The following is a 20,468-nucleotide window of genomic DNA, read 5'->3' on the forward strand; positions in this document are numbered from 1 at the left end:
ATATTAATAAACGTCGCTGATGCGGAAACGCAGAAAACGACAAAAAAGAAATTAAAAAACATAGTTGACATCGAAAAATGAAGATGTTAATATGATGAAGTCGCTTCTGAAGCGGCGGACAAGTTCTTTGAAAACTGAACGAAACAAACAACGTGAACGTCAATTTTTATTTTTAGATGCTAGACAAACTAACTTTATTGGAGAGTTTGATCCTGGCTCAGGATGAACGCTGGCGGCGTGCCTAATACATGCAAGTCGAGCGAATGGATTAAGAGCTTGCTCTTATGAAGTTAGCGGCGGACGGGTGAGTAACACGTGGGTAACCTACCCATAAGACTGGGATAACTCCGGGAAACCGGGGCTAATACCGGATAATATTTTGAACTGCATAGTTCGAAATTGAAAGGCGGCTTCGGCTGTCACTTATGGATGGACCCGCGTCGCATTAGCTAGTTGGTGAGGTAACGGCTCACCAAGGCAACGATGCGTAGCCGACCTGAGAGGGTGATCGGCCACACTGGGACTGAGACACGGCCCAGACTCCTACGGGAGGCAGCAGTAGGGAATCTTCCGCAATGGACGAAAGTCTGACGGAGCAACGCCGCGTGAGTGATGAAGGCTTTCGGGTCGTAAAACTCTGTTGTTAGGGAAGAACAAGTGCTAGTTGAATAAGCTGGCACCTTGACGGTACCTAACCAGAAAGCCACGGCTAACTACGTGCCAGCAGCCGCGGTAATACGTAGGTGGCAAGCGTTATCCGGAATTATTGGGCGTAAAGCGCGCGCAGGTGGTTTCTTAAGTCTGATGTGAAAGCCCACGGCTCAACCGTGGAGGGTCATTGGAAACTGGGAGACTTGAGTGCAGAAGAGGAAAGTGGAATTCCATGTGTAGCGGTGAAATGCGTAGAGATATGGAGGAACACCAGTGGCGAAGGCGACTTTCTGGTCTGTAACTGACACTGAGGCGCGAAAGCGTGGGGAGCAAACAGGATTAGATACCCTGGTAGTCCACGCCGTAAACGATGAGTGCTAAGTGTTAGAGGGTTTCCGCCCTTTAGTGCTGAAGTTAACGCATTAAGCACTCCGCCTGGGGAGTACGGCCGCAAGGCTGAAACTCAAAGGAATTGACGGGGGCCCGCACAAGCGGTGGAGCATGTGGTTTAATTCGAAGCAACGCGAAGAACCTTACCAGGTCTTGACATCCTCTGAAAACTCTAGAGATAGAGCTTCTCCTTCGGGAGCAGAGTGACAGGTGGTGCATGGTTGTCGTCAGCTCGTGTCGTGAGATGTTGGGTTAAGTCCCGCAACGAGCGCAACCCTTGATCTTAGTTGCCATCATTAAGTTGGGCACTCTAAGGTGACTGCCGGTGACAAACCGGAGGAAGGTGGGGATGACGTCAAATCATCATGCCCCTTATGACCTGGGCTACACACGTGCTACAATGGACGGTACAAAGAGCTGCAAGACCGCGAGGTGGAGCTAATCTCATAAAACCGTTCTCAGTTCGGATTGTAGGCTGCAACTCGCCTACATGAAGCTGGAATCGCTAGTAATCGCGGATCAGCATGCCGCGGTGAATACGTTCCCGGGCCTTGTACACACCGCCCGTCACACCACGAGAGTTTGTAACACCCGAAGTCGGTGGGGTAACCTTTATGGAGCCAGCCGCCTAAGGTGGGACAGATGATTGGGGTGAAGTCGTAACAAGGTAGCCGTATCGGAAGGTGCGGCTGGATCACCTCCTTTCTATGGAGAATTGATGAACGCAGTTCATCAATAAACGTTGACTTGTTTTGTTTCGTTCAGTTTTGAGAGAACTATCTCTCAAGTTTAAATGTATGTTCTTTGAAAACTAGATAACAGTGTAGCTCATATTTTTTTAATTTTAGTTTGGTTAAGTTAGAAAGGGCGCACGGTGGATGCCTTGACACTAGGAGTCGATGAAGGACGGGACTAACGCCGATATGCTTCGGGGAGCTGTAAGTAAGCTTTGATCCGAAGATTTCCGAATGGGGAAACCCACTATACGTAATGGTATGGTATCCTTACCTGAATACATAGGGTATGGAAGACAGACCCAGGGAACTGAAACATCTAAGTACCTGGAGGAAGAGAAAGCAAATGCGATTTCCTGAGTAGCGGCGAGCGAAACGGAATCTAGCCCAAACCAAGAGGCTTGCCTCTTGGGGTTGTAGGACATTCTATACGGAGTTACAAAGGAACGAGGTAGACGAAGCGACCTGGAAAGGTCCGTCACAGAGGGTAATAACCCCGTAGTCGAAACTTCGTTCTCTCTTGAATGTATCCTGAGTACGGCGGAACACGTGAAATTCCGTCGGAATCTGGGAGGACCATCTCCCAAGGCTAAATACTCCCTAGTGATCGATAGTGAACCAGTACCGTGAGGGAAAGGTGAAAAGCACCCCGGAAGGGGAGTGAAAGAGATCCTGAAACCGTGTGCCTACAAATAGTCAGAGCCCGTTAATGGGTGATGGCGTGCCTTTTGTAGAATGAACCGGCGAGTTACGATCCCGTGCAAGGTTAAGCTGAAGAGGCGGAGCCGCAGCGAAAGCGAGTCTGAATAGGGCGTTTAGTACGTGGTCGTAGACCCGAAACCAGGTGATCTACCCATGTCCAGGGTGAAGTTCAGGTAACACTGAATGGAGGCCCGAACCCACGCACGTTGAAAAGTGCGGGGATGAGGTGTGGGTAGCGGAGAAATTCCAATCGAACCTGGAGATAGCTGGTTCTCCCCGAAATAGCTTTAGGGCTAGCCTTAAGTGTAAGAGTCTTGGAGGTAGAGCACTGATTGAACTAGGGGTCCTCATCGGATTACCGAATTCAGTCAAACTCCGAATGCCAATGACTTATCCTTAGGAGTCAGACTGCGAGTGATAAGATCCGTAGTCAAGAGGGAAACAGCCCAGATCGCCAGCTAAGGTCCCAAAGTGTGTATTAAGTGGAAAAGGATGTGGAGTTGCTTAGACAACTAGGATGTTGGCTCAGAAGCAGCCACCATTTAAAGAGTGCGTAATAGCTCACTAGTCGAGTGACTCTGCGCCGAAAATGTACCGGGGCTAAATACACCACCGAAGCTGCGAATTGATACCAATGGTATCAGTGGTAGGGGAGCGTTCTAAGTGCAGTGAAGTCAGACCGGAAGGACTGGTGGAGCGCTTAGAAGTGAGAATGCCGGTATGAGTAGCGAAAGACGGGTGAGAATCCCGTCCACCGAATGCCTAAGGTTTCCTGAGGAAGGCTCGTCCGCTCAGGGTTAGTCAGGACCTAAGCCGAGGCCGACAGGCGTAGGCGATGGACAACAGGTTGATATTCCTGTACCACCTCTTTATCGTTTGAGCAATGGAGGGACGCAGAAGGATAGAAGAAGCGTGCGATTGGTTGTGCACGTCCAAGCAGTTAGGCTGATAAGTAGGCAAATCCGCTTATCGTGAAGGCTGAGCTGTGATGGGGAAGCTCCTTATGGAGCGAAGTCTTTGATTCCCCGCTGCCAAGAAAAGCTTCTAGCGAGATAAAAGGTGCCTGTACCGCAAACCGACACAGGTAGGCGAGGAGAGAATCCTAAGGTGTGCGAGAGAACTCTGGTTAAGGAACTCGGCAAAATGACCCCGTAACTTCGGGAGAAGGGGTGCTTTCTTAACGGAAAGCCGCAGTGAATAGGCCCAAGCGACTGTTTAGCAAAAACACAGGTCTCTGCGAAGCCGTAAGGCGAAGTATAGGGGCTGACACCTGCCCGGTGCTGGAAGGTTAAGGAGAGGGGTTAGCGTAAGCGAAGCTCTGAACTGAAGCCCCAGTAAACGGCGGCCGTAACTATAACGGTCCTAAGGTAGCGAAATTCCTTGTCGGGTAAGTTCCGACCCGCACGAAAGGTGTAACGATTTGGGCACTGTCTCAACCAGAGACTCGGTGAAATTATAGTACCTGTGAAGATGCAGGTTACCCGCGACAGGACGGAAAGACCCCGTGGAGCTTTACTGTAGCCTGATATTGAATTTTGGTACAGTTTGTACAGGATAGGCGGGAGCCATTGAAACCGGAGCGCTAGCTTCGGTGGAGGCGCTGGTGGGATACCGCCCTGACTGTATTGAAATTCTAACCTACGGGTCTTATCGACCCGGGAGACAGTGTCAGGTGGGCAGTTTGACTGGGGCGGTCGCCTCCTAAAGTGTAACGGAGGCGCCCAAAGGTTCCCTCAGAATGGTTGGAAATCATTCGTAGAGTGCAAAGGCATAAGGGAGCTTGACTGCGAGACCTACAAGTCGAGCAGGGACGAAAGTCGGGCTTAGTGATCCGGTGGTTCCGCATGGAAGGGCCATCGCTCAACGGATAAAAGCTACCCCGGGGATAACAGGCTTATCTCCCCCAAGAGTCCACATCGACGGGGAGGTTTGGCACCTCGATGTCGGCTCATCGCATCCTGGGGCTGTAGTCGGTCCCAAGGGTTGGGCTGTTCGCCCATTAAAGCGGTACGCGAGCTGGGTTCAGAACGTCGTGAGACAGTTCGGTCCCTATCCGTCGTGGGCGCAGGAAATTTGAGAGGAGCTGTCCTTAGTACGAGAGGACCGGGATGGACGCACCGCTGGTGTACCAGTTGTTCTGCCAAGGGCATAGCTGGGTAGCTATGTGCGGAAGGGATAAGTGCTGAAAGCATCTAAGCATGAAGCCCCCCTCAAGATGAGATTTCCCATAGCGTAAGCTAGTAAGATCCCTGAAAGATGATCAGGTTGATAGGTTCGAGGTGGAAGCATGGTGACATGTGGAGCTGACGAATACTAATAGATCGAGGACTTAACCATATAATATGAAGCAAATGTTATCTAGTTTTGAAGGAATATACCTTCAATAGTTTGGTGATGATGGCAGAGAGGTCACACCCGTTCCCATACCGAACACGGAAGTTAAGCTCTCTAGCGCCGATGGTAGTTGGGACCTTGTCCCTGTGAGAGTAGGACGTCGCCAAGCAAAAACGAGAGAATATAAAAAACTTATTGACTTTCTAAGTGAATCAAGTATAGTAATGTTTCTCTCGAATGAATATAGTCTGGTAATGATGGCAGAGAGGTCACACCCGTTCCCATACCGAACACGGAAGTTAAGCTCTCTAGCGCCGATGGTAGTTGGGACCTTGTCCCTGTGAGAGTAGGACGTTGCCAGGCAAAATGGAGGATTAGCTCAGCTGGGAGAGCACCTGCCTTACAAGCAGGGGGTCGGCGGTTCGATCCCGTCATCCTCCACCATATATGTCGGAGGGGTAGCGAAGTGGCTAAACGCGGCGGACTGTAAATCCGCTCCTTTGGGTTCGGCAGTTCGAATCTGCCCCCCTCCACCATTTCTTAATTATTGGGCTATAGCCAAGCGGTAAGGCAACGGACTTTGACTCCGTCATGCGCTGGTTCGAATCCAGCTAGCCCAGCCATTAAGAGCCATTAGCTCAGTTGGTAGAGCATCTGACTTTTAATCAGAGGGTCGAAGGTTCGAATCCTTCATGGCTCACCATTTTCTTAAAAAAATATGCGGGTGTGGCGGAATTGGCAGACGCACCAGACTTAGGATCTGGCGCCTTTGGCGTGGGGGTTCGACTCCCTTCACCCGCACTTTTAATAAAATATCTCATACATGTCTTGCGGAAGTAGTTCAGTGGTAGAATACAACCTTGCCAAGGTTGGGGTCGCGGGTTCGAATCCCGTCTTCCGCTCCAATTTTCAATATGACATGCCGGGGTGGCGGAACAGGCAGACGCACAGGACTTAAAATCCTGCGGTGGGTGACCACCGTGCGGGTTCGACCCCCGCCCTCGGCACCATATGCGCCCGTAGCTCAATTGGATAGAGCGTTTGACTACGGATCAAGAGGTTAGGGGTTCGACTCCTCTCGGGCGCGCTTTTATTAACGGGAAGTGGCTCAGCTTGGTAGAGCACCTGGTTTGGGACCAGGGGGTCGCAGGTTCAAATCCTGTCTTCCCGATTTTCCCAAAAATATGGGGCCTTAGCTCAGCTGGGAGAGCGCCTGCCTTGCACGCAGGAGGTCAGCGGTTCGATCCCGCTAGGCTCCACTTTATTTTTTATATGTCGGAGGTATACCCAAGTTCGGCTGAAGGGATCGGTCTTGAAAACCGACAGGCGGCGAGAGTCGCGCGGGGGTTCGAATCCCTCTACCTCCTCCATTTTTTTAAAAAAGTGGTTTAGTTACATATAAAAATGAATAAGATATTAATTTTTTCCTTCATGGAGGTATACCCAAGTTCGGCTGAAGGGATCGGTCTTGAAAACCGACAGGCGGCGAGAGTCGCGCGGGGGTTCGAATCCCTCTACCTCCTCCATTTATTTTTAAAACATAATATCGTCGCGGGGTGGAGCAGTACGGTAGCTCGTCGGGCTCATAACCCGAAGGTCGCAGGTTCAAATCCTGTCCCCGCAACCAATGGTCCCGTGGTGTAGTGGTTAACATGCCTGCCTGTCACGCAGGAGATCGCCGGTTCGACCCCGGTCGGGACCGCCATTTTATGTTGGCTCGGTAGCTCAGTCGGTAGAGCAGAGGACTGAAAATCCTCGTGTCGGCGGTTCGATTCCGTCCCGAGCCACCATTTTTTTATTTTTTTTATTTATGCCGGCTTAGCTCAATTGGTAGAGCAACTGACTTGTAATCAGTAGGTTGGGGGTTCAAGTCCTCTAGCCGGCATCATTTAGGGGCATAGTTTAAAGGTAGAACTGAGGTCTCCAAAACCTCCAGTGTGGGTTCAATTCCTACTGCCCCTGTAAATTATATGGGCCTATAGCTCAGCTGGTTAGAGCGCACGCCTGATAAGCGTGAGGTCGATGGTTCGAGTCCATTTAGGCCCACCATATATTCCGCAGTAGCTCAGTGGTAGAGCTATCGGCTGTTAACCGATCGGTCGTAGGTTCGAGTCCTACCTGCGGAGCCATGGCCCGTTGGTCAAGTGGTTAAGACACCGCCCTTTCACGGCGGTAACACGGGTTCGAATCCCGTACGGGTCATAAAAAAAGAGTCAGCATATTGCTGACTCTTTTTTATTATGTATAAGCCTCTTTTTATCACCTTATTTTCCTGAAATAAATAAAGGGATTTAGGAAAAGCTATGGTATGTATTAAAAGGAGGAGATGAAAAATGACACAAGTTAGAGAACTTATGAGTACTCATATCGTACATTGTACCCCATTAGACAATGTATATGAGGCGGCTGTAAAAATGAAGGAAGAATCGGTTGGATTGATTCCTGTTATTGAAAATAAACAAGTTGTTGGGCTTGTTACTGATCGAGACTTAGTTGTTCGTGGGATTGCTGAAAAACATCCTGGATCTAATCAAATTACAAATGTAATGACAACAAACATTGTTTCAGTTTCTCCAGATGATTCTATTGAAAAAGCTACAGAGTTAATGGCACAATATCAAATTAGACGATTACCGGTAGTTGAGAGCGGTCAACTTGTTGGGATGCTAGCACTAGGTGATTTAGCTATAAGACAATCAGTAGATGATCAAGCAGGGTTTGCTTTAAGTGAAATCTCGGAGCATACGGAATAAATTATGTATAAAGATCAGATACATTATTCTAGTATATATGGATTAAACTAATATGTTAGCGTGATGTATCTGAGACATTATATAATAAGTATAGAGTCAATATTTTTGACAGTTTTTTTAAATTTGTCATTCCTAATTTTTAATAAGAGAAAAAATGATATACTGAGAGATATAAGTATTATGAGAGATTTTGAATATAACAATATTTATTATTAATAATGTAATAATGAATTAATATTTCCTACATAGATAAAAAGGGAAGGGGAATTATATGAGGGCTGTACAGGGCGATCCAAATTGGAATTTGGTTACAGATACATATATAGAACCAAATAATTTCGCTGAGTTATTTTCTTTGCTTGTACCTTGTCATCCAAAAGGTGAAGGGAAAGAGCGAACTATATTAGTATGGAAAGAAAAAGAATTTTATAAAGAAGAAAATTTAGCTGCATTTATCGTATATGGCATGAATAAAGTAAAGAATTTACCGCAGTTTCATAAAGATGAAATTCCAACTCTAGTACGTATTCTTCGTTTATGTCAAGAGATTGGTTGGTATGAAGAGGCAAATGCTTTTATGATAGCCCAAGGACTAGATGAATTTGTCAAAACTTCATTGGAGTATGAAACATGGGATCTTTTGACGAAAGCAGTTGCTTTAAACTATTTAATTATTAAATATCGTATTGGTGAATTAACAGCTGAGGATGTAGAAATTTGGGATCGAGTTAAATTTAATGAGAAATGTATAACAAATTGTAAACATCTATTATCTCATAAAGAAGTATTGGAATTTACATTCTTTTATATGTGTAAGCGAGCGAAAACACTATCAAAAGAGCAATTAAATAGTGATATGATGAGTCTAGCAATGTATTGTAATACTTTTGTGTATGATTTATATACACATGACTTATTACGAAAGTATCGTAAGTGTACAGACTTCCTATCATATTATGGACCTAGTCAGGCAGTTTTAGCTTGTCAAAGAGCTGTACTTTCTCAAATTTCCGATCGATTAGACCCTTTAAAGACAACTCATGTAGATGATTATTTATATGTGATGAAAGAAATGATGGAGCATATGACGATAGGGGTAATGGATCGGTATGGTCATTTTATTGGAAAGTTACTATCATATGTACCGTTTTTCGAAATGATCCAAGTTCCACAGCATGCATATTATTGTGAAGAATTACTGTATATTTGTAAGGGAATTGAATACAAAGAAGAAATACTACGCAATTATATATTTATACAATTACATGATTGTTTACCATCATTCTTTAAACTATTTCTTAAAAATAAGCGTTATGCAACGATTCATGATATTCTTTTCTATTGGTGCGACGATGAACAAAGAATGAGCTTAGAGAAAAAATATAATCTTAGTTTTATTTATGAAAAATATGCTTGTGGATAAACCATATTTTACATATTAAAAATTAATATAAATTAAAAAGGATCTCAAGTTTATGTGAGATCCTTTTTTGTTAGGAAAGCAAGGAGAAAGTAACTAAGATAAGAAATAACATTCCATAAAGGAGAAGTTGTGCAGTATAACTTCCTTGTATACCAAAAAAAGTATTCATTTTTTCATATAAATTCAATATATATTTCATTGGATTATCTTTGAAAGATGGGTACACAGTGTCTCCTCTTTCTAAGCTTCTTGTTCATGTTTTTGGTTATTAGGAACATGAACGTATCTAGCTATGAATAATAAAACACCTATAAAGAATACAGGAAGTACGGTAGATAAATAAAAACCATTATTAATTATATTTGTTATAAGAGCACTCAAAAGAAAAATTGCATTATAAATATGGGCAATTTTTTGTTTTAGCCGCATTTGTAATGCTTCCATAATGATTTCTAAAGCAACAAAAGCAATAATAATAGATAAGAATACAGTGTTCGTATTATAAATGATTAAACAACAGATTAAACCTAAAAAGGCCAGGTATTCAATAAAGAGAGGTATATTGCGTGGCATATAATTTACCTAACTAAATATGGCAGTGGGTTTACTGCATTTGTTTTTTCAAAATTCCATTCCCCATTATGTAATTCAAAATGGAGATGTTGCCCATATGAATGACCTGTGTTTCCCATATGACCTACTAATTGTCCAGTTTGTACTTGATCACCAGCTTGTACAGTGCGATCCTTCATATGAGCATAAACTGTTGTATATAATTTCCCATTTATTTGATGGGCGATGAACACGACATTGCCGTAGCTAGCCGAATAATAAGATTTCACAACCTTACCCGCAGCAGCAGCTTGAATAGAGACATTTCCTTGTGCTGCTATATCTATACCATAATGCATTTGCTCCCAGCGCATATCAAAAGTAGAGCTGATTTTCCCTTGAGTAGGGAATTTGAAAACTGCTGGAATTGATGCAGGTTGAGCTGTTTTAGCTTGTGCTTGACTTTGATTTTGCACTACATAGTGTTTCGCTACATATCCGTATCCTGTGCCAAAACGAATTTTATACCAAGTACCTACCGTTTCTACTACTTGTACTTGTGTACCATTTTGTAATGAGCCAAGTAGAGTGCTACTTGTACTAGCATTGCTACGTACATTTAATTTTGGTGTTGCAACAGTATAAGAAGGAGAACCTTGTACTGTTACACCTTTTACTAGAGGTGTGGATCCATTAGATACAAATGTTTTTTGTACGTATCCAATTTGACCGTTATGTAATATTTTGTACCAATCCCCTTGTTCACCTTGAATGGTAATGAATTGACCATTTGGTAATATATCTAGAATAGAAGACTCTGTATTAGGTTCAGAACGAACGTTTAATGCGTTTGCATTTACGATATATTGATTTTTTGGTTGAACATTTTTTTTGAATAGAATTGCATCCTTTTTCATATAGCCTGTTTTGTTGTTAACAGATACTTTATACCAATCTTGAGTTGTCTCAAGAATAGTAACAGGGCTATTAAATCGAATGTTATCAATTATTGCACTGTCTGCATGGTTATTTTGATGTAGTGCAACGTTGTCAATTTTTACATATCCAGTTTTTACTGTAGATGGTTGCTTAGCAGCCGCTGTTTGTATATCGGATTCTCCCATAGAAGGAAGTAAAGAAGCAATTGCGATAGTAGTTGCTGTTAAAGCTGTAGCTTTCATATTCATGTAATAAAGACCTCCTCTAGTTGTATAGTTGTAATTTTATTATAGTATAAAGATATAATATATTGGTCGTATTCACATAAATGTAATATGAAATCAATAAAAATAATGTTAGAAGAGAGATTCGTATATAAATATTGTATATATCATTTGTGGGGTCGCATTTATATTTGTTTAACACATTAAGATTTAATTCGCAATTAAGAAAATTAAAACAGTTGATGATGTCTTATGGCGGTGTTATACTGACAGTGATAATTTTATAGTTTGCTAGGAGGGCTGGTGTTGCCAGCTGAGAGTAGGGCCGTAAGCCTTTGATCCTTTTTATTACCTGATCTAGATTATGCTAGCGTAGGGAAGCAATTCGGACACTAACAATGAGTCCCCGTTTCTTTGCGTATAGAAACGGGGCTTTTTTATTTGAAAATTTCATATTAACACCACTAGGGGTGCTTTTCGTGCTGAGAGAGGAATAATCCTTAACCCTTACAACACCTGATCTAGATAATACTAGCGAAGGGAAGTGGAACAACGAATAAATTATAATTTTATTTGCTGTAACCACTTCTTATATACAGAAGTGGTTTTTTTATTGAGATAAATAGATATATAGGAAGGGGAATTATTAATGAAATTTTGTGAAAGATTATTTGATACGGTGCAGCCTGTTTGGGAGAAAAGTCATAATCATCCGTTTGTAGTAGGTATGGGGGATGGTACGTTGGAAAAAGACAAATTCCAGTACTATATTATTCAAGATTATTTATATTTGTTAGATTATGCAAAGCTATATGCAATTGGGGTTGTAAAGGCAACGAATCCACAAGTGATGGCAAAATTTGCAGAGCAAATTGATGGGATTTTAAATGGTGAAATGACGATTCATAAACAATATGCAAAAAGACTTGGCATTTCTGCACAAGAGATGGAATCTGCGAAACCATCTGCTAAAAATTTAGCCTATACAAATTACATGATGTCTGTATCTCAAAATGGCACACTTGCAGAATTAATATCAGCTTTACTTCCATGTATGTGGAGCTATTGGGAGATTGGAAAGCGTTTAAATGATATTCCTGGAGCAAGAGATCATGAGTTCTTTGGAGAGTGGATTCAAGGATATAGTTCTGAAGAATACGGTAACCTTTGTATTTGGTTAATAGATTTATTAAATGAAATGGCAGTTGGAAAGTCAGAGAAAGAGCTAGATCGATTAGAGGAGATTTTCTTATATTCCAGCCGATTTGAATATTTATTCTGGGATATGGCTTATCGTAAGGAGATGTGGGGTTTTGAGGAGCAAGAACATACTACAGTTTCATAATGTTTCCTTTCATTATGATGAGAAACCAATCATCGATGAATTAAATGCTTCTATACAAGATAAAGAGTTTGTAAGTATTATCGGACCGAGTGGGTGCGGGAAAAGTACTTTGTTTCGCCTTATTACAGGCTTAGAAGAGGCAAGTACTGGACAGATAGAGCTGACAGAAACAAAGAGTCATTCTGTAGGGTATATGCCCCAAAAAGATATGCTCTTGCCGTGGAGGACGATTATTGAGAATGCGGCTTTACCGCTAGAGTGCCAAGGTGTGGAGAAGAAAGAAGCACAAGTAAAAGCGAAAGAACTGTTACATAAATTTGGTTTACAAGGGTACGAGAAAAAATATCCGAAAGATTTATCTGGTGGTATGAGGCAACGCGTATCTTTTATCCGAACTTTATTAACAGGCGGGAAGATATTATTGTTAGATGAACCTTTTAGTGCATTGGACGCTTTAACGAAGGCATCTTTGCAAGAATGGTTGTTTGAACAATGGAAAGAGTGGGAAAAAACAATTTTATTTATCACTCATGATGTTGAAGAAGCATTGTTTCTTTCTAATCGAATTTTGGTTGTAGAAAATCAACCGATAGCAACTTTAACTGAGCGAATTGTGCCGCTTGATCGTAACCGAACAAGAAAAGATTTATATAAGCCTGAAGTGTTAGCGCTTAAAGAAGAGATCCTTAGTATGTTACAAAGGCAGGTACTCGTATGATGAATCGCTTGAAGGAGTTATTACCTGCCCTCATATTAAGTGGAATTTTACTTGCTCTATGGGAAGTAGGCGCAAGAATTGTAGATGAGATGTACATTTTGCCATCACCTTCTGCAATTGTAATGAAGATATGGGCGCTGAAAGATATATTATTTACCGTTCATTTACCTGCAACGTTGTACGTCGTTTTAATAGGCGTTGTTATTTCTATCGTACTGGGCGTAGGGCTAGCAATGTTAATGAATGCGAGTACGTGGATGGAAAGAGCATTTTATCCATTATTAGTAGCTTCTCAAACAATCCCGATTACAGCACTTGCGCCACTATTTGTTTTATGGTTTGGATATACCATTTGGAGCAAGGTTGTTGTCACTGTCTTAATTACGTTTTTCCCAATTGCGGTAAATACGTATGATGGACTGCGTAGTACGAAGAAAGAATGGGAGGAGCTCTTAGTTACGTATGGTGCAACAAAAAAAGATATTTTTCTAAAGCTAAAGTTGCCATCTGCTCTTCCTTACTTTTTCTCAGCGTTAAAAATTGCAGTTCCGCTTAGTGTTATCGGGGCAGCAATTGGAGAATGGCTCGGTGCACAAGCTGGGCTTGGATATTTCAGTAAAAGGATGATGACGCAGTTAGACGGAGCTGGTGTATTTGCACCAATTGTATTGCTATCATTGTTAGCTATTTTTTTCGTCATACTTATTTCTATATTAGAAAAGAAATTCATTAGTTGGAGGAAATATTCATGAAATTATTAAAACGCATCTTTGTGTTTACATTATTAGTTGCAATGATTGCAGGGTGCTCGAGTAATTCAGCATCAGATAAGAGTAAAAAAGAGAAAGAAATAACGGTCATGCTTGATTGGTATCCAAATGCGGTGCATAGCTTTATTTATGCAGCCATTGAAAAAGGCTACTTTAAAGAAGAAGGAGTAAAGGTAAATATTAAATTCCCTTCTAATCCGACTGATCCATTAACGTTAGCTGCAGCAGGAAAAGTGACAGTTGGCTTGTATTATCAGCCAGATGTTGTTATGGCTAGAGCAAATGAACAAATTCCAGTGAAATCAATTGGAGCTGTCGTGCGTTCACCGTTAAATCATGTCGTATCGCTGAAATCAGCAGGCATTCAATCACCGAAAGATTTAGAAGGAAAAACAGTTGGATATTCTGGAACACCTTTAAGTGAGATGTATTTAAAAACGATGGTAAAAGAAGCTGGTGGTAATCCAGATACAGTGAAAGTAGTTGATGTAGGCTTTGATTTAGTGCCAGCGTTAATTACGAAAAAAGTAGATGCTGTAACAGGAGCATACATTAACCATGAAGTACCTGTTATGCGTCATGAGGGTCATGAGCCGGCGTACTTTAATCCAGCTGATTACGGTGTACCGAATTATCATGAACTTGTATTTGTAACAGGTGATAAAACTTTGAAAAAGGATAAAGAAGCATTACAGGCCTTTTTACGTGGTGCGAAAAAAGGATATGATTTCATGAAGAAAAATCCGGATGAAGCATTAAATATTTTATTAAATCACCAAGAAAAAGAAAACTTCCCGCTTGTGCCAGAAGTTGAAAAAGAAAGTATGAAAATTTTATTAGAGAAGATGGAAACGAAAGATGAGCCATTCTTATCAGATTCAAAAGAGTCTTGGGAGAAACAAAATAAATGGCTGAAAGACAAAGGAATGACGAAAGAAAGTGTTCCAGCTGATGAGTTATTCGAAAATATTTTAAAGTAGGCGAATGAATATGAAAAATGAGCTCCACGTAATCTCAAATGGCCATATGCCGTTCGAAGAGTTAGTGAATGTAGCGATGCAAATTGAGAGTGAGATTGATTATTTGCATATTCGTGAGCGTGAGAAAAGTACGAAGGAATTATATGAAGGGGTGGAAAGCCTTTTAAAAAAAGGCTTTCCGGCATCTAAACTTGTTATAAATGACCGAATTGATATTGCTGTTTTATTAAATGTCCCGCGTGTACAGCTAGGGTATCGAAGTACAGATGTAAGGTCAGTGAAAGAAAAGTTTTCGTATTTGCATGTTGGTTATTCCGTACATTCTTTAGAAGAAGCGATAGAGGCTTTTAAGAATGGGGCTGATTCGCTCGTTTATGGTCATGTATTCCCAACAGAGTGCAAAAAAGGTGTGCCGGCGAGAGGGTTAGAGGAAATTTCGGACATTGCAAAGAGCTTATCGATACCGATTATAGCTATTGGAGGAATTACTCCTGAAAATACAATGGATGTTCTTGCAAGTAAAGTAAGTGGAATTGCTGTTATGTCTGGAATTGTAAGTAGTAGTAACCCGTATAGCAGAGCAAAATCTTATAAGGAATCAATAAGAAAGTGGGCGGAAAAACATGTGTAAGAAGTATGATGTAGCGATTATTGGCGGAGGTGTAATTGGTAGCTCAGTTGCACACTTTCTAGCAGAAAGAGGGCATAAAGTAGCGATTATAGAGAAACAAAGAATCGCATCTGAAGCTTCGAAAGCAGCTGCTGGTTTGCTCGGTGTGCAGGCAGAATGGGATGAATATGATCCGCTGTTTGAGCTTGCTAGAGAAAGCCGTGCTATATTTCCACAACTTGCAGAAGTTTTACGTGAAAAGACAGGCATCGATATTGGGTATGAGGAAAAAGGCATTTATCGCATTGCCCAAAATGAAGATGAGAAGGAAAGAATTCTTCATATTATGGATTGGCAACAGAAAACAGGTGAAGATTCCTATTTTCTAACGGGGGACCATTTACGGGAAAAAGAGCCGTTTCTATCCGAGTCAATTATAGGAGCGGTATATTATCCGAAAGATGGTCACGTTATTGCACCAGAGCTTACGAAAGCATTCGCGCATTCCGCGGCATTTTCTGGAGCTGACATATATGAACAAACAGAAGTGTTTGATATTCGTATTGAGAATAATAAAGTGACTGGGATTGTTACGAGTGAAGGTGTAATCACATGCGAAAAAGTCGTTATCGCTGGAGGGTCATGGAGTACGAAATTACTACATTATTTCCATAGTGATTGGGGTACATATCCTGTTAAGGGAGAGGTTGTTGCAGTAAGAAGCAGGAAACCTCTCTTGAAAGCTCCTATTTTCCAAGAGCGGTTTTATATTACGCCGAAGCGCGGTGGCCGTTATGTGATTGGGGCAACGATGAAGCCTCATACGTTCAATAAATCTGTACAACCAGAAAGTATTACTTCCATATTAGAGCGTGCTTATACGATATTGCCTGCTTTAAAAGAAGCAGAGTGGGAAAGTACATGGGCAGGATTAAGGCCACAATCGAATCATGAAGCTCCTTATATGGGAGAGCATGAAGAAATAAAAGGTTTATATGCTTGTACTGGACATTATCGAAACGGTATTTTATTAAGTCCTGTTTCTGGTCAGTATATGGCTGATTTAATAGAAGGAAAGCAGGAGAATCATCTGCTAGATTCATTGCTTTCTAAATCGGTTTAGAAAGGGGATGGAAGTTTGAATTTAAAAATTAATGGTAATCAAATTGAAGTACCAGTGAGTGTGGAAACAGTAGCTGAGCTACTTACACATTTAGAATTAGATAACAGAATTGTTGTAGTAGAGCGTAATAAAGATATTTTACAAAAAGATGATCATAAAGATACATCAGTTTTTGATGGAGACCAAATTGAGATTGTAACTTTCGTAGGAGGCGGTTGATTATGTTAAACATTGGACCATTTTCATTTCATTCTAGACTTTTATTAGGAACAGGGAAATTCTCTGATTTTGATGTACAGCAAAAAGCAATTGACGTTTCTGAGGCTGAAATTTTAACGTTCGCAGTACGTCGCATGGATATATTTGATGCGAAGCAACCTAATTTATTAGAGAAACTTGATGTGAAAAAATATACGTTATTACCAAATACAGCAGGAGCAAAAAATGCTGAAGAAGCTGTTCGAATTGCGAAATTAGCAAAAGCTTCTGGACTTTGTGACATGATAAAAGTAGAAGTTATTGGTGATGATAGAACGTTATTACCTGATCCGGTAGAAACGTTAAAAGCATCTGAAATGTTACTTGAAGAAGGATTTATCGTTCTACCGTACACATCTGATGATGTTGTATTAGCGCGTAAATTACAAGAACTTGGCGTGCATGCCATTATGCCAGGTGCATCACCGATTGGTTCAGGACTTGGTATTGTAAATCCATTAAATTTAAGTTTCATTATTGAACAAGCGACAGTACCAGTTATCGTGGATGCTGGTATTGGTAGCCCAGCTGATGCGGCATTTGCGATGGAATTAGGAGCAGATGGTGTTTTATTAAATACGGCTGTGTCGGGGGCAAAAGATCCTATTAAAATGGCATACGCAATGAAATTAGGTATTGAGGCAGGGCGGATAGGCTTTGAAGCAGGCCGTATTGCACGTAAACGTTGTGCAACGGCAAGTAGTCCTTTAGAAGGAATGAGCGTAGTTGAATAATCGATATTCTCGCCAAGAACTATTTTCTCCAATTGGGGGAGAAGGACAACAAAAGATAAGAGAAAAGCATGTACTTATTATCGGTGCAGGTGCATTAGGTAGTGCAAATGCAGAGATGTTTGTAAGAGCTGGCGTTGGTAAGGTGACAATTGTTGACCGCGATTATGTGGATTGGAGTAATTTACAAAGACAGCAATTGTATGCAGAGAGTGATGTAGAGAATAACCTTCCGAAGGCTGTGGCGGCAAAAAAACGTCTAAAAGAGATTAATAGTGAAGTAAGAGTAGAAGCTCTCGTTCAAGATGTAACGGCTGAAGAGTTAGAAGAACTCGTTACAAATGTTGATGTAATTATCGATGCGACTGATAATTTCGAAACGCGTTTCATTGTGAATGATATATCGCAAAAATATTCTATTCCATGGGTTTACGGGGCATGTGTAGGAAGTTACGGTCTTTCTTATACTATTATTCCAGGCAAAACGCCATGTTTATCTTGTTTATTACAATCGATTCCGCTTGGTGGAGCGACATGTGATACAGCGGGGATTATATCACCTGCTGTATCTCTTGTCGTTTCTCATCAAGTAACGGAAACACTTAAACTGTTAGTAGAAGATTATGACTCGCTTCGAGAGGGGCTTGTATCATTTGATGTATGGAAAAATGAGTATTCATGTATGAATGTGCAAAAGCTTCGTAAACATAATTGTCTATCATGTGGTGAGCAAGCATTATATCCGTATTTAAATAAAGAAAACACTTCAAAAACAGCGGTGTTATGCGGGAGAAATACAGTTCAAATTAGACCACCTCATAAAGAGGAAATGGATTTTGAACAATATAAAAAATTGCTGAATGATCGTGTGAATGATTTGAATGTAAATCCATATTTACTATCATTTTCGGTTGGAGAAAAGAGATTAGTTGCTTTCAAAGATGGCCGTGTACTTGTACATGGAACGAAAGATATAAGCGAAGCGAAAATAATTTATCATCGCTATTTTGGATAGAAAAGGATGAGTGGGATGAAAGTGAATAAAGCTTTAACGATTGCAGGATCTGATAGCGGAGGCGGCGCTGGAATTCAAGCAGATTTAAAAACATTCCAAGAGCTTGGTGTGTATGGAATGACGGCTATTACAGCAATTACTGCTCAAAATACGCTTGGCGTTCAAGGGGTATATCCTGTTTCTTTAGAAGGAATTACGGAACAGCTGAATTCAATTGGTACGGATTTAACACCAGATGCGGTGAAACTAGGGATGCTATTTAGTAGTGAAATTATTCAAATCGTTGCAGAACATATTAAGAAATTTGGCTGGAATAATATTGTACTAGATCCTGTTATGATTGCAAAAGGCGGAGCATCATTATTACAACAAGAAGCAGTACAAGCATTAAAGGAATATTTATTACCAGTAGCAACTGTTGTAACACCGAATGTTCCGGAAGCAGAAGTGTTAACTGGGATGGAGATTCAAAATATAGAAGATAGTAAAGAAGCTGCGAAAGTATTGCACGAATTAGGTGCTAAATATGTGCTTATGAAGGGCGGACATGCAGAATATCAAGGTAATGAAGTAATTGATTTACTCTTTGATGGAGAAGAGTTTATTGAATTTAGAAGTGAACGAATTCCTTCGAAGCAAACGCACGGAAGCGGATGTACATTCGCGTCTGCAGTTACAGCAGGACTTGCTAAAGGGTATTCAATTGAAGAGGCAGTTCAAGAGGCAAAACGATTTATTAGTATAGCGATTGAAGAGCCGTTGAATATTGGTAGTGGTCATGGACCGACGAATCATTTTGCGTACAAATTGAATAAAGCATAAGCATAAAGAATGGAAAAGCCAGTTTTACAACTGGCTTTTTTCTGTTTACTTTTTCCAAACACAGGAGTAATATATCAGCCAGAATACATTTTTGTAATATGCTGAGTCCAAATTTATGGAGCGGAGGAACCAATTTGTGCGTTGTCACTAGGGGTGAATCTTTCAATTTTGAAAGTAGGGCTACTCTCAAAGTCCGAATCCGACAGCTAACTTCGTAAGCGTCTTGAGAGAGGGCGGTGCCATGATGGATATATCACTTCGTCGGTCTGATTAGTATAGGAGAATATCAATCTATGTTTGAGTTCTTTTATGCTAAGGAGGATGAGGTACATGGAATTAACGCTTATTTGTGTTGGAGAAGAAAATAAGATAAAGAGTTTAAGAGAGCTAGTAGCATTTCAGCATGAGTTAATTATTTTTACAGCAAATGAAGAGATAGCAGCTGAAGTTAGGAATTGTGGATTTGATTCGACTTATAGCTGTAATAAGGAGCAGGATTTTACTAGTATTTGCGAGCGGATTAAGAAAGTAATTTTACTAGGAGATGAGCTTCCGATAGTTAGCTTTTTCACAGAACGCATTCGTTTCTCTTTTCAAGCGCCTATTACTGTTGTTACAAAGAATAAACGCTATCCAGCCAGGCTCTATGAAACAATTGGAGCTAAATTTGTAGTGTTTACGAACTGTGATAATATTTCTTTTTTATTTTTTGAATAGAGCGGGGGAAACGAAGATGAAGGTATTGTTACTAGGAGATATAGCGAATCGTTGGGTGGCATCGGTAGAGCGAGTTCAAGAATTGGTGGCGCTCGATCCTATTTTTCCAAGGCCATATATAATATTGCCATCGAAAGATGCCTTATATTTAAAAACAGATATTATCGAATATGAGCAGCTAAATGCAGAACTGTCGCAAGTTTATATTCGGGGAAGAAATTTACGTGCATTTTTACGAGGAGAATAAAGGTTGAATGAAAAAAGAGCGAATACTGAGTGCAGCAAGCTATGCACTTCATGTAATTCGCTCTTTCTATTTCATATTTAAAGGATCATTTTTATGAAAAAGAAAGAAAAGACAAGAAAACAGATGAAAGAATATTAATAACACGTAATGTAAGCGTTTAAAAGATGGAATATTTTCTTATTTTCAGTAATTTGCCCCTTTACAAGTTAAATATAGAGGAGTATATTTACTCTCATAAATCATTTATGAAATTTCCAAAAAAAACCTAAAATCGCTGAGTTCCAGAAATGGAGCGGGGGAACCAATTTTGTGCATCGTCACTTGGGGTGAATCTTTCAATTTTGAAAGTAGGGCTACTCTTTAGGCCCGAATCCGACAGCTAACCTCGTAAGCGTTTAGAGAGGAGGTTTACTTTGTGTTGTTCGTTTCG

The 20,468-nt window shown here is 41.0% G+C and carries 16 protein-coding genes, 20 tRNA genes, 4 rRNA genes and 4 riboswitches; of the genes, 38 read left to right on the forward strand and 2 right to left on the reverse strand.

Annotated features, from left to right (window positions below; genetic code table 11):
• Positions 1-194 precede the first annotated feature (194 nt).
• The 26 genes from NSQ47_RS24235 (at position 195) to NSQ47_RS24360 (ending at position 8,987) form a co-directional block, all read left to right on the forward strand.
• A 16S ribosomal RNA gene (locus tag NSQ47_RS24235) occupies positions 195-1,746 on the forward strand.
• A gap of 146 nt (positions 1,747-1,892) precedes the next feature.
• Positions 1,893-4,814 (forward strand): 23S ribosomal RNA (locus NSQ47_RS24240).
• A gap of 50 nt (positions 4,815-4,864) precedes the next feature.
• Positions 4,865-4,980 (forward strand): 5S ribosomal RNA (gene rrf, locus NSQ47_RS24245).
• 78 nt (positions 4,981-5,058) lie between these two features.
• Positions 5,059-5,174 (forward strand): 5S ribosomal RNA (gene rrf / locus NSQ47_RS24250).
• Together the 16S, 23S and 5S rRNA genes with 20 tRNA genes alongside form the textbook arrangement of a ribosomal RNA operon.
• A gap of 5 nt (positions 5,175-5,179) precedes the next feature.
• A tRNA-Val gene (locus tag NSQ47_RS24255) sits at positions 5,180-5,255 on the forward strand.
• Between the two features lie 8 nt (positions 5,256-5,263).
• Positions 5,264-5,347, forward strand: a tRNA-Tyr gene (locus tag NSQ47_RS24260).
• A 12-nt stretch (positions 5,348-5,359) separates the two neighbouring features.
• A tRNA-Gln gene (locus NSQ47_RS24265) sits at positions 5,360-5,434 on the forward strand.
• 4 nt (positions 5,435-5,438) lie between these two features.
• Positions 5,439-5,514, forward strand: a tRNA-Lys gene (locus NSQ47_RS24270).
• Positions 5,515-5,531: 17 nt separating this feature from the next.
• Positions 5,532-5,612 (forward strand) — tRNA-Leu (locus tag NSQ47_RS24275).
• Between the two features lie 29 nt (positions 5,613-5,641).
• Positions 5,642-5,716 (forward strand) — tRNA-Gly (locus tag NSQ47_RS24280).
• Between the two features lie 16 nt (positions 5,717-5,732).
• A tRNA-Leu gene (locus NSQ47_RS24285) sits at positions 5,733-5,821 on the forward strand.
• Positions 5,822-5,824: 3 nt separating this feature from the next.
• Positions 5,825-5,898, forward strand: a tRNA-Arg gene (locus NSQ47_RS24290).
• A gap of 10 nt (positions 5,899-5,908) precedes the next feature.
• Positions 5,909-5,982: transfer RNA gene (locus NSQ47_RS24295), tRNA-Pro, on the forward strand.
• Positions 5,983-5,997: 15 nt separating this feature from the next.
• Positions 5,998-6,070: transfer RNA gene (locus tag NSQ47_RS24300), tRNA-Ala, on the forward strand.
• A gap of 18 nt (positions 6,071-6,088) precedes the next feature.
• Positions 6,089-6,181 (forward strand) — tRNA-Ser (locus tag NSQ47_RS24305).
• A gap of 63 nt (positions 6,182-6,244) precedes the next feature.
• Positions 6,245-6,337 (forward strand) — tRNA-Ser (locus tag NSQ47_RS24310).
• Positions 6,338-6,361: 24 nt separating this feature from the next.
• A tRNA-Met gene (locus tag NSQ47_RS24315) sits at positions 6,362-6,438 on the forward strand.
• Positions 6,439-6,440: 2 nt separating this feature from the next.
• Positions 6,441-6,516 (forward strand) — tRNA-Asp (locus tag NSQ47_RS24320).
• A 9-nt stretch (positions 6,517-6,525) separates the two neighbouring features.
• Positions 6,526-6,601, forward strand: a tRNA-Phe gene (locus NSQ47_RS24325).
• Between the two features lie 22 nt (positions 6,602-6,623).
• Positions 6,624-6,696: transfer RNA gene (locus NSQ47_RS24330), tRNA-Thr, on the forward strand.
• 6 nt (positions 6,697-6,702) lie between these two features.
• Positions 6,703-6,773: transfer RNA gene (locus NSQ47_RS24335), tRNA-Trp, on the forward strand.
• A 10-nt stretch (positions 6,774-6,783) separates the two neighbouring features.
• Positions 6,784-6,860: transfer RNA gene (locus NSQ47_RS24340), tRNA-Ile, on the forward strand.
• Between the two features lie 5 nt (positions 6,861-6,865).
• Positions 6,866-6,940, forward strand: a tRNA-Asn gene (locus tag NSQ47_RS24345).
• 1 nt (position 6,941) lies between these two features.
• A tRNA-Glu gene (locus NSQ47_RS24350) sits at positions 6,942-7,013 on the forward strand.
• A 131-nt stretch (positions 7,014-7,144) separates the two neighbouring features.
• On the forward strand, positions 7,145-7,564 hold the full coding sequence (locus NSQ47_RS24355; RefSeq protein ID WP_341038135.1) for a CBS domain-containing protein: 420 nt from the start codon (positions 7,145-7,147) through the stop codon (positions 7,562-7,564).
• Positions 7,565-7,835: 271 nt separating this feature from the next.
• Complete coding sequence (locus tag NSQ47_RS24360; RefSeq protein WP_341038136.1) at positions 7,836-8,987, forward strand: DUF3965 domain-containing protein; 1,152 nt, start codon at positions 7,836-7,838, stop codon at positions 8,985-8,987.
• Between the two features lie 240 nt (positions 8,988-9,227).
• Here NSQ47_RS24360 and NSQ47_RS24365 read toward each other — a convergent pair whose 3' ends face one another.
• The gene (locus NSQ47_RS24365; RefSeq protein WP_002159243.1) at positions 9,228-9,560 is read right to left on the reverse strand and encodes a hypothetical protein; all 333 of its coding nucleotides are present in this window, start codon (positions 9,558-9,560) and stop codon (positions 9,228-9,230) included.
• A 5-nt stretch (positions 9,561-9,565) separates the two neighbouring features.
• A complete protein-coding gene (locus NSQ47_RS24370; protein ID WP_002159242.1) occupies positions 9,566-10,726 on the reverse strand; it encodes an SH3 domain-containing protein in 1,161 nt (386 codons plus the stop codon).
• A gap of 259 nt (positions 10,727-10,985) precedes the next feature.
• Positions 10,986-11,098: riboswitch (TPP riboswitch) on the forward strand.
• A gap of 60 nt (positions 11,099-11,158) precedes the next feature.
• Positions 11,159-11,262: riboswitch (TPP riboswitch) on the forward strand.
• 89 nt (positions 11,263-11,351) lie between these two features.
• On the opposite strand from NSQ47_RS24370, the gene tenA reads away from it, so the two are divergent.
• The 12 genes from tenA to NSQ47_RS24430 all read left to right on the forward strand — a co-directional run bounded on the left by tenA (position 11,352) and on the right by NSQ47_RS24430 (position 20,038).
• Positions 11,352-12,047: a thiaminase II gene (tenA, locus tag NSQ47_RS24375; RefSeq protein WP_002159241.1), complete on the forward strand. Its 696-nt coding sequence runs from the start codon at positions 11,352-11,354 to the stop codon at positions 12,045-12,047.
• Positions 12,016-12,765: an ABC transporter ATP-binding protein gene (locus tag NSQ47_RS24380; protein ID WP_341038137.1), complete on the forward strand. Its 750-nt coding sequence runs from the start codon at positions 12,016-12,018 to the stop codon at positions 12,763-12,765. The genes tenA and NSQ47_RS24380 overlap by 32 nt, the downstream gene beginning before the upstream one ends.
• Positions 12,765-13,517, forward strand: coding sequence for an ABC transporter permease (locus tag NSQ47_RS24385; RefSeq protein WP_016103756.1), 753 nt, complete (start codon positions 12,765-12,767; stop codon positions 13,515-13,517). The genes NSQ47_RS24380 and NSQ47_RS24385 overlap by 1 nt, the downstream gene beginning before the upstream one ends.
• On the forward strand, positions 13,514-14,515 hold the full coding sequence (locus NSQ47_RS24390; protein WP_002159238.1) for an ABC transporter substrate-binding protein: 1,002 nt from the start codon (positions 13,514-13,516) through the stop codon (positions 14,513-14,515). The genes NSQ47_RS24385 and NSQ47_RS24390 overlap by 4 nt, the downstream gene beginning before the upstream one ends.
• Before the next feature lie 10 nt (positions 14,516-14,525).
• Complete coding sequence (tenI, locus tag NSQ47_RS24395) at positions 14,526-15,146, forward strand: thiazole tautomerase TenI (RefSeq protein ID WP_341038138.1); 621 nt, start codon at positions 14,526-14,528, stop codon at positions 15,144-15,146.
• Positions 15,139-16,248: a glycine oxidase ThiO gene (thiO, locus tag NSQ47_RS24400; protein WP_002201726.1), complete on the forward strand. Its 1,110-nt coding sequence runs from the start codon at positions 15,139-15,141 to the stop codon at positions 16,246-16,248. Before tenI ends, thiO begins: the two co-directional genes overlap by 8 nt.
• A 15-nt stretch (positions 16,249-16,263) precedes the next feature.
• On the forward strand, positions 16,264-16,467 hold the full coding sequence (gene thiS, locus NSQ47_RS24405; RefSeq protein ID WP_002201725.1) for a sulfur carrier protein ThiS: 204 nt from the start codon (positions 16,264-16,266) through the stop codon (positions 16,465-16,467).
• Between the two features lie 2 nt (positions 16,468-16,469).
• Complete coding sequence (gene thiG, locus NSQ47_RS24410) at positions 16,470-17,240, forward strand: thiazole synthase (protein ID WP_002201724.1); 771 nt, start codon at positions 16,470-16,472, stop codon at positions 17,238-17,240.
• Positions 17,233-18,252, forward strand: coding sequence for a thiazole biosynthesis adenylyltransferase ThiF (locus tag NSQ47_RS24415; RefSeq protein WP_341038139.1), 1,020 nt, complete (start codon positions 17,233-17,235; stop codon positions 18,250-18,252). Before thiG ends, NSQ47_RS24415 begins: the two co-directional genes overlap by 8 nt.
• A gap of 6 nt (positions 18,253-18,258) precedes the next feature.
• Positions 18,259-19,074 (forward strand): bifunctional hydroxymethylpyrimidine kinase/phosphomethylpyrimidine kinase, encoded by an 816-nt coding sequence (gene thiD / locus NSQ47_RS24420; protein ID WP_078174074.1) that lies wholly within the window; start codon positions 18,259-18,261, stop codon positions 19,072-19,074.
• An 89-nt stretch (positions 19,075-19,163) separates the two neighbouring features.
• Positions 19,164-19,311, forward strand: a riboswitch (cyclic di-AMP (ydaO/yuaA leader).
• 93 nt (positions 19,312-19,404) lie between these two features.
• The gene (locus NSQ47_RS24425; protein WP_002159231.1) at positions 19,405-19,791 is read left to right on the forward strand and encodes a hypothetical protein; all 387 of its coding nucleotides are present in this window, start codon (positions 19,405-19,407) and stop codon (positions 19,789-19,791) included.
• A gap of 16 nt (positions 19,792-19,807) precedes the next feature.
• Positions 19,808-20,038 (forward strand): hypothetical protein, encoded by a 231-nt coding sequence (locus tag NSQ47_RS24430; RefSeq protein WP_340822005.1) that lies wholly within the window; start codon positions 19,808-19,810, stop codon positions 20,036-20,038.
• Between the two features lie 262 nt (positions 20,039-20,300).
• A riboswitch (cyclic di-AMP (ydaO/yuaA leader) is annotated at positions 20,301-20,446 on the forward strand.
• The last annotated feature ends 22 nt before the right edge of the window (positions 20,447-20,468 follow it).

It is taken from the genome of Bacillus sp. FSL R10-2780 (assembly GCF_038006125.1).
Classification (GTDB): domain Bacteria; phylum Bacillota; class Bacilli; order Bacillales; family Bacillaceae_G; genus Bacillus_A; species Bacillus_A cereus_U.